The 13,177-nt window shown below is 73.1% G+C and carries 10 protein-coding genes; 6 read left to right on the top strand and 4 right to left on the bottom strand.

Annotation, left to right across the window (positions count from 1 at the left end):
• Positions 1-69 precede the first annotated feature (69 nt).
• On the top strand, positions 70-3,138 hold the full coding sequence (locus tag J4709_RS04830) for an amino acid adenylation domain-containing protein (protein ID WP_208237374.1): 3,069 nt from the start codon (positions 70-72) through the stop codon (positions 3,136-3,138).
• On the opposite strand, the gene J4709_RS04835 is transcribed toward J4709_RS04830, so the two are convergent.
• The 3 genes from J4709_RS04835 to J4709_RS04845 are packed head-to-tail and all read right to left on the bottom strand — an operon-like array spanning position 3,128 to position 7,198.
• The gene (locus tag J4709_RS04835; RefSeq protein WP_208237375.1) at positions 3,128-5,023 is read right to left on the bottom strand and encodes an ABC transporter ATP-binding protein; all 1,896 of its coding nucleotides are present in this window, start codon (positions 5,021-5,023) and stop codon (positions 3,128-3,130) included. The genes J4709_RS04830 and J4709_RS04835 overlap by 11 nt on opposite strands.
• Positions 5,020-6,780: an ABC transporter ATP-binding protein gene (locus tag J4709_RS04840; RefSeq protein ID WP_208237377.1), complete on the bottom strand. Its 1,761-nt coding sequence runs from the start codon at positions 6,778-6,780 to the stop codon at positions 5,020-5,022. Before J4709_RS04840 ends, J4709_RS04835 begins: the two co-directional genes overlap by 4 nt.
• 1 nt (position 6,781) lies before the next feature.
• Positions 6,782-7,198, bottom strand: coding sequence for a hypothetical protein (locus J4709_RS04845; protein WP_208237379.1), 417 nt, complete (start codon positions 7,196-7,198; stop codon positions 6,782-6,784).
• A gap of 242 nt (positions 7,199-7,440) precedes the next feature.
• On the opposite strand from J4709_RS04845, the gene J4709_RS04850 reads away from it, so the two are divergent.
• Entirely contained in the window at positions 7,441-8,190 is a 750-nt protein-coding gene (locus tag J4709_RS04850) for a thioesterase II family protein (RefSeq protein WP_208237381.1), read from the top strand.
• A 63-nt stretch (positions 8,191-8,253) separates the two neighbouring features.
• Here the strand turns inward: J4709_RS04850 and J4709_RS04855 are convergent, their stop codons facing one another.
• Positions 8,254-9,273 (bottom strand): methyltransferase, encoded by a 1,020-nt coding sequence (locus J4709_RS04855; RefSeq protein ID WP_208237383.1) that lies wholly within the window; start codon positions 9,271-9,273, stop codon positions 8,254-8,256.
• A 211-nt stretch (positions 9,274-9,484) separates the two neighbouring features.
• On the opposite strand from J4709_RS04855, the gene J4709_RS04860 reads away from it, so the two are divergent.
• From J4709_RS04860 to J4709_RS04875, 4 genes are read left to right on the top strand one after another with little or no spacing between them, the layout of a single operon-like run.
• Positions 9,485-10,399 (top strand): ABC transporter ATP-binding protein, encoded by a 915-nt coding sequence (locus tag J4709_RS04860; protein WP_208237385.1) that lies wholly within the window; start codon positions 9,485-9,487, stop codon positions 10,397-10,399.
• Positions 10,400-10,458: 59 nt separating this feature from the next.
• Positions 10,459-11,238, top strand: coding sequence for an ABC transporter permease (locus J4709_RS04865; protein WP_208237387.1), 780 nt, complete (start codon positions 10,459-10,461; stop codon positions 11,236-11,238).
• A 23-nt stretch (positions 11,239-11,261) separates the two neighbouring features.
• Positions 11,262-12,536, top strand: a complete 1,275-nt coding sequence (locus J4709_RS04870; protein WP_208237389.1) for a sensor histidine kinase — start codon at positions 11,262-11,264, stop codon at positions 12,534-12,536.
• Complete coding sequence (locus tag J4709_RS04875) at positions 12,533-13,177, top strand: response regulator (RefSeq protein ID WP_208237391.1); 645 nt, start codon at positions 12,533-12,535, stop codon at positions 13,175-13,177. The genes J4709_RS04870 and J4709_RS04875 overlap by 4 nt, the downstream gene beginning before the upstream one ends.

The raw sequence follows: 13,177 nt of genomic DNA on the forward strand, positions 1-13,177 counted from the left end.
GCCGCGGTTGAACGCCGCCGCACGAAATGCGGGATGATTCTCCGGTATTCACCGCACGAGGGGACTTCCATGCCTGCGCGGTCGGAAGCGGGCCGGTACGGTAAACCCATATCGCCGCATGAATGGCTCGCGCTCGCACATCCGCGCGGCCTGGTCATGGACGTCCAGCTCTGCGTCGAGGGCGAGGGCGGCATCGATCCCGAGGCGCTGCGGGCGGCCGTCGCGACCGCGTCGCAGGCGTGCCCGGGCGCGCGGCTGGTCCGGCGCGGGCAGCGCTGGGTGGACGGCGGCGTCGCTCCGGCGGTGCGGGTGGCGGACGCGGCGGACTTCGACCGCGCCCGGCTGGACTCCCCGCTCCTGCGCATGCCGCTGACCGGTGAGAAGAGCGCGAGCTGCGAGGTGGTGCTGGTCCAGGGCTCCCCCACCACGGTGGTCTTCCGGGCCAACCACGGCGTGATGGACGGCGGCGGCGCGATGCTCTGGCAGACCCAGGTCTTCCGGGCGCTGCGCGGTGAGCCCGTCGAGGGCGCCGCCTCGCCGCTGACGCTGGAGGAGGTGATGGAGCGGATCGCGGAGCGGCTGGGCGTCGAGCTCCCGCCGAGGGCCGCACCGTCGCCGCTGACCTGGCGGTCGCCGCTGGGGAACGCGCCGAAGGGGCCGCGCCGGTCGCTGTGGCGGCGGCGCACGGTCGACGGCGCCCATCCGGCCGCGACGGCGCGGATCGTCCGGCGGGTCGCGACGCACGGGCCGGCGCAGGGCCCCGTCCTGGTCCCGGTCGACCTGCGCCGGTACCTGCCCGGGCTGCGTACCACCGGGATGGTGAGCGGTGCCGTCAAGCTCGGCGTGAGCCCGGACGACGACTGGACCGATGTGCACGCCGAGCTGCTCAGGGCGCTCGGCGAGCACCGGTATCTGGCCAACCGGAACGACCCGTACCCGATGTCCATGCCGTTGCCGCTGCTGCGGTCGCTGTACCGGTGGATCGACGGCATGGCCGTGCAGAACCCCGACTTCCTGCGGGACCGCGGGTACGCCGACACCGCGGCCTGCATCTCGCATCTGGGCACGGTCGACCTCGCCGCCCTCAGCACCGACATGTTCGAGGCCACCTCGTGCTACGCGCTGGGCGGGGTCGGATTCTCGCCCGAGCTGGCCATTGTGGAGTGCCGGGGCCGGACGGAGGTGACCGTCGCCTGGCGGGACGGCCGCGGCGCGGCCGAGCGGGTCGAGGCGCTGCTGGACGAGATCGAGGAGGAGCTGTCGCCGCGCGCGTACCGCGTCCCGGCGGGTGAGGTCGCGGGGCCGCCCGTACCGCCCTGCACGCTGCCGCCCTGCACGCTGCCGCCCTGCACGCTGCCGCCCTGCACGCTGCCGGTCCTGCTCGCCGAGCAGGTCGCCCGCACGCCGGACGCCGTGGCGGTCGAGGACCCGGACGGCGCACTCACCTACGCCGAACTGGACCGGCGGGCCGGTGCCGTGGCCGCGGCTCTGCATGCGCGCGGGATCGGCCGCGGTGACCTGGTCGGCCTGGTCGCCGGGCGCTCGGCCGCCGCGATCACCGCGCTCTGGGGCGTGCTGAAGGCGGGCGCGGCCTACCTGCCGATCGACGAGAGCCATCCGGACGCGCGGATCGTCCGGTTGCTCACCGATGCCCGCGCGCGGATCTGCCTGCTGGAACCGGCCGCGGAGCGGCGCGCCTGCCTGCCGCCCGGCTGCGCGGGCCTGAGCCTGGCCGATGTGCCGTACGACGAGCCGCACACCTGGCAGGACGTGCCCGGTGAGCCCGCGGACCTGGCCTACGTCGTCTACACCTCGGGTTCGACCGGCGCGCCCAAGGGCGTCGAGATCGAGCACGGCAGCGTCGTCAACTTCGTCCGGTGGGCGACCCGTGAGTGCGGCATCGACGCGTCGACCCGGATGCTGCTGATCCCATCGATCTCCTTCGACGTGGCGGGCTACGCGTTCTTCCTGCCGCTGCTGGCCGGCGGGTGCGTGCTCCCGGTGCGCGAGGTGAACGCGGCCACGCTGCGGGCGGCGGTGGAGGACCGTGGTGCGACCGCGATGGCGGTGACGCCGTCGCACCTGGAGCTGATCGCCCAGTCGGGCGTCCGACGCTCGACCATGCAGGTGGTGATGGCGGCGGGCGAGCTGCTGCGCCGCTCCACCGCCCTGCGGGCCAGGGACGCGCTCGGATCGCAATGCCGGATCCTCAACCAGTGGGGCCCGTCCGAGGCGGCCATCGTGAACACCTCGCACGAGTTCGACCCCGCGGCCGACACCGACGCGGGGGTCCCGTTCGGGCGGCCGATGGACGGCAACGCCCTGTACGTGCTGGACGCGCGCGGCCGTTTCGTGGCGCCCGGCGAGGTCGGCGAGGCGTACGTGGGCGGTGTTCAGTTGGCCCGCGGTTACCGCGGCCGCGCCGACCTGACCCGGGAGCGGTTCGTCCGGCTCGCCGACGGGACCCGCGTCTACCGGACCGGCGACCTCGTCCGGCGGCTTCCGGGCGGCGAGCTGACCTTCGTCGGCCGGGTCGACGACCAGGTGAAGGTGGCGGGCCACCGGATCGAGCCCGCCGAGATCGCGCAGACGCTGGAGGAGCACCCGCTGGTCCGGCAGGCCGCCGTGCTGCCGCGGACGCGGCCGGGCGCGGCGCCCGCACTCTGCGCCTACGTGGTCGGCGGCCCCGAGGTCACCCCGGACGAGCTGCGCCGATTCGTCGCCGAGCGGCTGCCGCGGTACATGGTGCCGGCCGCGATCGCCCCGGTGCCGGAGATCCCGCGCACGCCCAACGGCAAGCTCGACGCCGCCCGGCTGCCCGACCCGTTCGCCGGCCTCCCCGCCGCGACCGCCGCCGCGGACCTGGACGAGGTCGCCTCAGCGGTCGCCGGAATCTGGTCGCGCACCCTGCGGCTCGATGCCGTTCAGTTGGACGAGGGGGCCGACTTCCACCAGCTCGGCGGCGACTCCCTGCTGCTGCTTTCGATGATCCGGGAGGTGTCCCGGACCGTGGTCGGGCGCGGAGAGCAGGAATTCATGGACGAACTGGTCCGGATCGTCCGCGAGCCCACCCTCGGCCGGGTCAGCGACGTCGCCCGCGAAGTGCGGGGCCGGCGCCCGGCCGGGCTCACGGAGTGAGCGAGTCCCCGGCGGAGAACTGGCCTGCGCACAGCTCGTGGTAGAGGCCGCGGCGCAGCAGCAGATCCTCGTGGGCGCCCTGCTCGACGATCCGGCCCCCGTCCATCACCACGATCACGTCGGCGTTGCTGATGGTCGACAGCCGGTGCGCGATCACGAAGCTGGTGCGGCCCGCCCGCAGCCGGGCCATCGCGTCCTGAATCAGCACCTCGGTTCGCGTGTCGACGTGGCTGGTCGCCTCGTCCAGGATCAGGATGCCGCGGTCGGCCAGGAAGGCGCGGGCGATGGTGAGCAGCTGCCGCTGCCCGGAGGAGATGCCGGACGCGTCGCCGTCGATGACGGTGGAGTACCCGTCGGGCAGGGTGCGGACGAAGTCGTCCACGTACGCCGCCTTGGCGGCCGCCATGACCTCCTCGTCGGTGGCGTCGTCGCGGCCGTAGGCGATGTTGTCGCGGATCGTCCCGGCGAACAGCCAGGTGTCCTGCAGCACCATGCCGAAGCAGCGGCGCACCTGGTCGCGGCCGAGGTCGCGGTAATCCACGCCGTCCAGCAGGATCTGCCCGGCGTCGATCTCGTAGAACCGCATCAGCAGGTTGACGACGGTCGTCTTGCCCGCGCCGGTCGGCCCGACGATCGCGACGGTCTGGCCCGGCGCCGCCTCCAGGGAGAAGTCCTCGATGAGCGGCGTGTCCGGGTGGTAGCGAAAGCACACCGACCGCAGCTCGATCCGGCCGGCCGCGCCGACCTTCTCGTCCCCCTCCCGGCCGTCGTCCAGCGCGGGCAGCGCCTCCTCCTCCGGCGCGGCGAGCAGCTCGAAGACCCGCTCCACCGATGCCAGCCCCGACTGGACCGCGTTGAGCTGCCCGGCGATCTGCGCGACCGGCGTGGTGAAGCGCTGCGAGTACTGGATGAACGCCTGCATCGCGCCGAGGGAGATCACGCCGGTGGCCACCTGGTAGCCACCGAGCACCGCGACGACCACGAAGTTCAGGTTCCCGACGAACTGGATGGCCGGCAGGATCACCCCGGACAGGAACTGGGCCCGGAAGCCCGCCTCGTACAGCCGCTCGTTCTGCTCGCGGAACTCCTCGATCGCCGGTCGCCGGCGGCCGAACGCCAGCACCAGGGCATGGCCGCTGTGGGTCTCCTCGACCAGGCCGTTCAGCCGGCCGGTCCGCTCCCACTGGGCGGTGAACCAGGGCTTGGACCGCCGGACGGCGGCGACCGTCAGCCCCATCATCAGCGGGATCCCGGCGAGCGAGACGGCGGCCGGCAGCGGCGAGATCCAGAACATCATGCCGAGCACCCCGGCCAGCATCGGCACCGAGATGAGCAGCGGGCTGAGGCCCTCGTTGAGGGTGGTGCCGATGTTGTCGACGTCGTTGGTGACCCGGCTGAGCAGGTCGCCGTGCGGGCGGCTGTCGAAGTACGACAGCGGAAGGCGGGCCAGCTTCTCCTCGACGTCCCGGCGCAGCCGGTGGACGATCCGCTGGGAGACGCCGGCGAGCAGGTAGCCCTGCGCCCAGTAGAACGCGGCGCCCAGCACGTACACCAGCGCCGCCAGGCCCAGCACCCGGCCGAGGCGGGCGAAGTCGACGCCGGCCCCGGGGACGATGTCCATGCCGGCGAGCATGTCGGCGATGTGCCCGTGGCCATGGGCCCGCAGCGACGCGATCGCCTGCGCCTTCGTCGTGCCTGCCGGGAGGCTCTTGCCGATCAGCCCGTCGAACAGGATGTCGGTGGCGCGGCCGAGGATCTGCGGGCCGGTCAGCAGGGTCGCGACCGCCAGTACGCCGAACACCGCCACGACGCTCAGCCGCAGCCGCTCCGGGCGCAGCAGCGCGGCCAACCCGCGCCCTGTGCGGCCGTTCGTCCCGTCGCTCATCGGACGGCCTCGGCGCCGAGCTGCGACGCGACGATCTCCCGGTACGGCTCGCAGCCGGCGAGCAGCCGGCGGTGCGTCCCGATCCCGGCGACGGCGCCGCCGTCCAGGACGATGATCTGATCGGCGTGCATGATCGTGCTGACCCGCTGCGCGGCGATGACCACGGCGGCGTCCCGCGTCTCGGCGCGCAGCGCGGCCCGCAGCCGGGCGTCGGTGCCGGTGTCGAGGGCGGAGAAGCAGTCGTCGAACAGGTACAGCCGGGGCCGGCGGACCAGCGCGCGGGCGATCGACAGCCGCTGGCGCTGGCCGCCGGACAGGTTGGTGCCGCCCTGGTCGACCGGGGCGTCGAGCCCTCCGGGCAGGGCGGCGACGAAGTCCCGCGCCTGCGCGACGTCCAGGGCCCGCCACAGCCGCTCGTCGGTGGCGTCCGGCATGCCGAACCGCAGATTCCCGGCGACGGTCCCGCCGAACAGGAAGGACGTCTGCGGGACCAGCCCGATGCCGGCCCACAGCGCCTCGGCCTCCTGCTCGCGCACGTCCGTCCCGTCCACCAGGACGGTGCCGGCGGTGGCGTCGAAGAACCGCGGGATGAGGTTGATCAGGGTGGTCTTGCCGCTTCCGGTGCCGCCGATGATCGCGCTGACCCGGCCGGGCCGCAGCTCGAAGGTCAGGTCGGTGAGCACCGGGCGCTCGCCGCCCGGATAGCCGAAGGCGACGCCGCGGAACTCCACGGCGCCGGTGACGCGGTCGGGGACGACCGGGCGCGCCGGGTCCCGGATGGCCGGCACGGTGGAGAGCACCTCCTGTATCCGCTCCGCCCCGGCCACCGCGCGCGGCAGCAGCACGACGACCGTCACGGCGGTCAGCGCGTACACCAGGATCTGCAGGATGTAGACCAGGAACGCGGTCAGGTTGCCGACCGGCATCGCGCCGCCGTCCACCAGCCGCCCGCCGAACCAGATGACGGCCACGCTCGACAGATTGGCGATGATCAGCACGGCGGGCATGGTCATCGCGAAGATCCGGTTGGCCCGCAGCATGGTGGCCGTCATGCCGGCGTTGGCCTCCTCGAACCGGTCCCGCTCCGCGTCCGTCCGGACGAACGCGCGGATCACCCGGACGCCGGTGATCTGCTCGCGCAGCATCAGGGTCATGCCGTCGTACCGGTCCTGCACGGAGCGGGCCAGCGGTACCAGCACCGCCAGCAGCACGCCGACGACCAGAGCCAGGACCGGAACGGTGACCGCGAGCAGCAGCGACAGCCGGGCGCTCTCCCGGACCGCCATGACCACCGCGCCCGCGCTCATGATGACCGCGACGACCAGCACGGGCAGCGACATCAGGAACAGCTGCACCTGCTGGACGTCGTTGACGTTGCGGGTGATCAGCGACGGGACGCCGAAGCGGTCCATCTCGCCGGCGGAGAACGACCGCACCCGCGTGTAGACGGCGGCCCGCAGATCGGCGCCCGCGCCCATCGACACCCGCGCGGCCACGTACACGGTCGCGATGGAGACGCCGCCGAGGGCCAGCACGATGCCGAGCATCAGGCCGCCGGCCCGCAGGATGTGGCCGACGTCGCCGTCGACGACGCCGTGGTCGATGATGTCGGCGTTCAGGTCGGGCAGGTAGAGGTTGCCGGCGGCCTGCACGGCCAGCAGGACGACGACGAGGCCCGACTGCCGGGAGTACGGCCGCAGGAACGCGCGGAGCAGCCCTGCCAGGACCGGCCGGCCCCGGGCGCCTCCCGGCGGCATGTCAGTCGGACTCGGCAGCCGCACCCGCCTTCGTCGCGGTCGCCTTCGCCGCGCCGTTCCCGGGCGCCGGCTCCTCCTCGACCACCTCGCCGACGAGCACGCCGGGCTCGCCGGGCTCCCGCGCGGCGGAGCCGCCGTCCGGGCCCTCGGCGGAGTCCGCGGCCGGCACCGCGGGGACCGTCAGCCCGGGGACGCTCAGGTCGGGCACCTTCTTCACCGCCTCCAGCGCCGACTCGATGGCCTCGGCCAGCGACGGGGACTCGGTGTCGTCGAACTCCATCTTCGTGACGGGGACGGAGGCGTCGGTCGGCAGCGAGTCGGGCCCGAACGTCGCGCAGGCGCAGCCCGCATCGCGCAGGATCGCCGATTCCTCGTCGGTTATCTCCCGGCTGAGAACGAGTGAGAATTTGTGGCCCAACGTAGGTCACCCCTTCATTGTCGGCACGCATTCCGGAGACCGCGGGGGGCACGGCGCACGGTAATCGCACCCGAGCGGGCTCAGCCGATGGCAGCGTAACCGCATCATCGGGGCCGGGCAACGGACCGTTCAACCGCTGCATTTCGCCGGTTGAGCGGCGCCCGGCGGGCACCGCTGTTGCCCGCTTTCCGAATGCTCGGCTATTTTCGGGCCGCCCGGTGCGACGAGAATTCTGGAGCGGTATGCCTTCTTCCGGTGATGATCTGTGGTGCCGGCGTTATCGGCCCGGCCCCGCCGCGACGGCCCGGCTGGTCTGCCTCCCCCACGCCGGCGGGTCCGCGCCCTTCTTCCTTCCGGTGGCGGCGGCGCTGAGCCCCGACGTGGACGTGGTGGCCGTCCAGTACCCGGGCCGGCAGGACCGCAGGGGCGAGAAGCCGATCGACGACATGAAGGAGCTCGCCGACCGCGTCCACGGCGTGCTGCGGCGGCAGCCCGAGCTGCCGGTGACCCTCTTCGGCCACAGCCTGGGCGCCGTGCTGGCGTTCGAGGTGGCGCGCCGGATGGAGGCGGACGGGCGGCCGCCGGTGCGGCTGTTCGCCTCCGGGCGCCGGGCACCGTCGTCCCACCGGGACGAGCGGGCGCACCTCAGCGACGACTCGATCATGGCGGAGGTCCGCCGGCTGGACGGCACCGCCTCGGCGCTGCTGGGCGACGCGGAGATGATGCGGGCCGCGCTGCCCGCGCTCCGCGCCGACTACCGCGCCGCCGAGACGTACCGGTGCCCGCCCGACACCGTCGTGAGCTGCCCGATCACCGTGCTGACCGGTGACGAGGACCCCAAGACGACGCTGGACGAGGCCAACGCGTGGGTGAAGCACACCACCGGGGAGTTCGACCTGCGGGTGTTCACCGGCGGCCACTTCTTCGTGTCCACCGAGGCCGACGCCGTCATGAAGGTCCTGCGGGCGCACTTCCAGGACGCGGCCGGCTGATGCGCTGACCTGCGGTGCCGCCGCGCCCCGTCCCAGGCGGGACGGGGCGCGGCGTGCTGCGGGTCAGTCCGCGAGCGCGCAGGCGGCGACGGTCAGCTCGGGCGGCAGCGGCGTCACCGACAGCACCTCGAGGCCCGCCTCGGCCGCCTCCTTGCGCAGATCGGCCTCGCTGCGCTCGCGGGTCCGGTCCTCCCCGATGACCAGCTTGATCAGCGGCCGGATCGCCGCGCCCGCGTCGTGCTCGACGAGCGGGTCGATCACCAGCAGCACCGGCCGCGCGCTCTGCTCGGCGCCGGCCCGCATCGCGTCCCGGACGCTGCTCAGGATCCGCACGGCGCTGCCGGAGCTCCAGTCGTGCAGCACGTTCTTCAGCACGTAGAGGTCGGCGCCGGGCGGGCACTCGCGGAAGACGTCGATGGGCTGGAACGTCAGCCGGTCGATGAGGTCCTGGTCCCCCGACCGGCGCAGCTCGCCCTCGGCCCGGCCGCAGACCTCGGGGCGGTCCGCGCAGATGCCGTGCAGATGCGGGTGGGCGGCCAGGATCCCCTTGAGCAGGGCGCCGTTGCCGCCGCCGACGTCGACCACGGTACGCACGCCCTCGAACGGGTAGTGCTCGGCGAGCGCCGCCGCTACGGGGCGCGCCAGGTCCTCCATGGCCCGGTCGAAGATCGCGGCGGTCTCCGGGTCGCGCTCCAGCTGCTCGTACAGGGGCACGCCGAACACGGACGGCAGCGCGGGCCTCCCCGTCCGGACCGCGTCGAACAGTCCGCCGGACGCCTGGAAATAGAGCCCGCCGGTCAGCGCGCACAAATACCGGAGCGATTGCGGATGATCGGTCCTGAGCTGTTCGGAGAGCGCCGAGTTGACATATCGGCCCTCCTCGTCCTGCCCGAAGACGCCCACCATCGCCAGCGTCCGCAACAGCGGCGGAATGGCGTCCGGATGCGCGCCCACGGCCTTGGCGAGTTCCGCGCCGGTCGCCGGACCTTCGGCGAGCGCGTCGGCGATGCCGAGCCGGGCCGCGACGCCGAGCGACGACGCGATCCAGGTCCCGACGGAAAGGCCTACCAGCGAAACTTCCATCGTGTCGTCCCTTTCCCGGGCCGCTCGGCGCGTTTTCCCCGGAGTCTGGCCGAGCGCCCGCCGCCCGACAAATGAACGGCCGATCGGTGGGGCGGCTCCACCATCCGGTTGATCCCCGAACCCACCGGACCGGCGCCGTCCGGGCGATGCGCGCAGGGTCACCCCGGTGCGACGCTCTGCTCATCGCCCATCCCGTTCGGAGAGGACGGACATGCCAGCAGTGATCGAGGTGCGGAACCTGCGCAAGACCTACGGGGAGACCGTCGCCGTCGACGACGTCTCCTTCACCGTGCAGGACGGCGAGATCTTCGGGATCCTCGGCCCCAACGGCGCGGGCAAGACCACCACCGTCGAGTGCATCGAGGGGCTGCGGGCCCCCGACGGCGGGACGATCAGCGTGCTCGGGCTCGACCCGCGCCGCGACCGGGCCGAGCTGACCCAGACGCTCGGCGTCCAGCTGCAGCACAGCGAGGTGCCGGAGAAGCTTCAGGTGGCCGAGGCGCTGGAGCTGTACAGCTCCTTCTACCGCAGCCCCGCCGACTGGCGCACGCTGATGGAGGTGCTCGGGCTCGCCGACAAGGCCAAGACCAGGTATGGGAAGCTGTCGGGCGGCCAGAAGCAGCGGCTGTCGATCGCGCTCGCCCTCGTCGGCCGCCCGAAGGTCGCGATGCTGGACGAGCTGACCACCGGCCTGGACCCGCAGGCCCGCCGCGACACCTGGCAGCTCATGGAGGACGTCCGGTCCCGCGGCGTCACGATGGTGCTGGTCACCCACTTCATGGAGGAGGCCGAGCGCCTCTGCGACCGGGTCGCCTTAATCGACGCCGGACGGGTCGTGGCGGTGGACACCCCCGCAGGGCTCGCCGAGAAGGCCCACGTGGAGCAGCGCATCCAGTTCCGCCCGTCGGTGGAGATGGACCTCGACCTGCTGGCCGACCTCCCCGACGTCACCGGCGTCACCCGCCGGGACGGCCTGGTGTTCGTCACCGGCAACAACAACGCCCTCAACGCGGTCACGTCCGTGCTGGCGCGCAACCACATCGTGGCCGAGCACCTGCGGGTCGAGCAGGCCAACCTCGAGGACGCGTTCGTGGAGCTGACCGGCCGGCGCATCAGCGGCCGGTGAACCCGGCCGTTCGGCCCGGCCCCGACCGGCAGGGACACCACCACACCAAGGAGCCAGGAGTGTCAGCCAACATCGCAACACCGCCGGCCGCGAGCCCGGGGTCCGCCCTGTGGCGGCTCAGCCGCGCCGAGTTCCGCCTCTACCTGCGCGACCGCGTCGGCCCCATCTGGGGCGTCGGGTTCCCGCTGCTGCTGCTGATCATCTTCGGCAACATCCCGTCCTTCAACCACGCCAAGCACGTCTACGGCGGCCTCACCGAACTCGACATCTACGTGCCCGTGCTGGTCGCGTTCTCGCTGGCCATCCTGTCGCTCACCGCGCTGCCCTCGACGCTGGCGGGCTACCGGGAGAAGGGCGTGCTCCGCCGGCTGGAGACCACGCCGATCGGCCCGGCCCGGGTGCTCGGCGCGCAGCTCGCCGTCAACCTCGTCACCGCCCTGGTCACGCTCGTGGTGTTCCTGGCGGTCGCCAAGCTCGCCTTCGACGTCGTGCTGCCCAAGCAGTTCGGCGGGTTCGTGCTGGCCTGGGTGCTGGCCGCCGCGCAGCTGATGGCGATCGGCCTGTTCATCGCCGCCGTCACCCCGACCCGCAGCGCCGCCCAGGCGATCGGCACCGTGCTGTTCTTCCCGATGATGTTCTTCGCCGGGCTCTGGCTGCCGATCGAGCAGATGCCGTCGATCCTGCGCACGATCAGCCACGACACGCCGCTCGGCGCGGCGGTGCGCGCGCTGAAGGACGCGAGCGGGGGACACTTCCCACCGACCGCCTCTTTGTTGATCATGGTGGGGTACGCGGTCGTCTTCGGGGTGGCCGCGGCCAGGTGGTTCCGCTGGGAATGAGCTCCGTGGTGGAAGGGGGCGCAATGGCCGGTCCGACACCGCTCACCCGCCTGGACACCCGTGAGCAGCGGCGGATGCCGATCGTCACCGTCGTGCCGTACGTGCTGCTGGCCGTCCTGACCGTCTTCACCGCGATCCTCAAGTCCTCCGACGCCGGGTCCCTGCTCGTCGACCTCGGCCTGTGCGCTCTCGCCGGCGCGTGGATGCTGTGGATGTTCACGCTGCACCCCGCCTGGCGGGAGCGCTCGACGGAGATGGCGGTGTTCTTCGTCGGGCTGCTCATGATCACCGCGGTGCTGGTGGCCCGGGACTCCTGGTTCGGTTTCTTCACCCCCGCCGCCTACATCTACGCGTTCAGCCTGCTGCGCTGGCCGTGGCGGCTGCTGGGCGTCGCGGCGGTGGCGGTCGTGGCCGGCACCGCGCAGGCGTCCGGGGTCGACAAGTCCACGCCGCTCGGCTGGGCCATCGTCACCGCCATCCTCGCGGTCAACGTGCTGATCATGTCGGCGGCGACCTGGGTCGGCTGGGTCGGCGACAAGCAGAACGACCAGCGCATCCAGGCGCTCGCGGACCTGGAGGAGGCCAACCGGCGGCTGGAGTCGACGCTCGCCGAGAACGCGGGCCTGCATGAGCAGCTCGTCAGCCAGGCCCGGGAGGCGGGGGTCCTGGACGAGCGGCACCGGATGGCCCGGGAGATCCACGACATCCTCGCGCAAGGCTTCACGGGGATCATCGCGCAGCTGCAGGCGGCGGAGCAGTCGGCCGACGACCCCGCCCGCTGGCGCCGGCACGTGTCCGCGTCGATCGCGCTGGCCAGGGAGAGCCTCACCGAGGCGCGCCGGTCGGTGCACGCGCTGCGTCCCGAGGTGCTGCGGACGGCCCGGCTGAGCGAGGCGCTGGCCGACGTCGCCGGGCGCTGGTCGGCGCTGCACGGGGTCCCGGTGGAGGTCACCACCACCGGGACGACCCGGCCGATGTCGCCCGAGGCCGAGTTCGCGCTGCTGCGCACGGCCCAGGAGGCCCTCGCGAACGTCGCCAAGCACGCGCGGGCGAACCGGGTGGGTGTGACACTGTCGTACATGGAGCATGAGGTGGTCCTCGACGTCCGCGACGACGGCGGCGGGTTCGAGCCGGACGGCCTGGGCGAGGGCACCGCCGCGCACGGCGGGTTCGGCCTGGCCGTGATGCGGCAGCGGATCGAGGACCTGTCCGGCACTCTGCAGATCGAGTCGGAGCCCGGCGCGGGCACGGGCATCTCGGCGTGCGTCCCGGCCAGCTCGGCGGGTGACCGCCGGTGACCGACGCGCCGATCAGGCTGCTGATCGCCGACGACCATCCGGTGGTGCGCGACGGGCTGAGCAGCATGTTCGCCTCGGCGCCGGGGTTCGAGGTGCTGGGCGAGGCCGCGGACGGCGCCGAGGCCCTGCGGCTCGCCCTGGACCTGGAGCCCGACGTGGTCCTGATGGACCTGCGGATGCCCGGCATGGACGGGCTGACCGCGATCGCCGAGCTGGGCCGGCGCGGCAGCCGGGCCCGCGTCCTGGTGCTGACCACCTACGACACCGACAGCCACGTGCTGCCCGCGATCGAGGCGGGCGCGACCGGCTACCTGCTGAAGGACGCGCCGCGCGACGAGCTGCTGCGGGCGGCCAGGGCCGCGGCGCACGGCGAGGCGGTGCTGTCGCCGTCGGTGGCGGCGTCGCTGATGAACCGGGTGCGGGAGCCGGCCCCGCAGCTGCTCAGCCAGCGGGAGCTGACGGTGCTGGAGCTGGTGGCGGCCGGGAACACCAACCGGGAGGCGGCGGCCCGGCTGTTCATCACCGAGGCCACGGTCAAGACCCATCTGCTGAACATCTACGCCAAGCTCGGCGTGAGCGACCGGGCGGCCGCCGTCGCCGAGGCGTTCCGGCGGGGGCTGCTCGCCTCGGGCTCCCCCTGA

It is taken from the genome of Actinomadura violacea, from assembly GCF_017573465.1.
In the GTDB taxonomy this organism is placed as follows: Bacteria; Actinomycetota; Actinomycetes; order Streptosporangiales; family Streptosporangiaceae; genus Spirillospora; species Spirillospora violacea.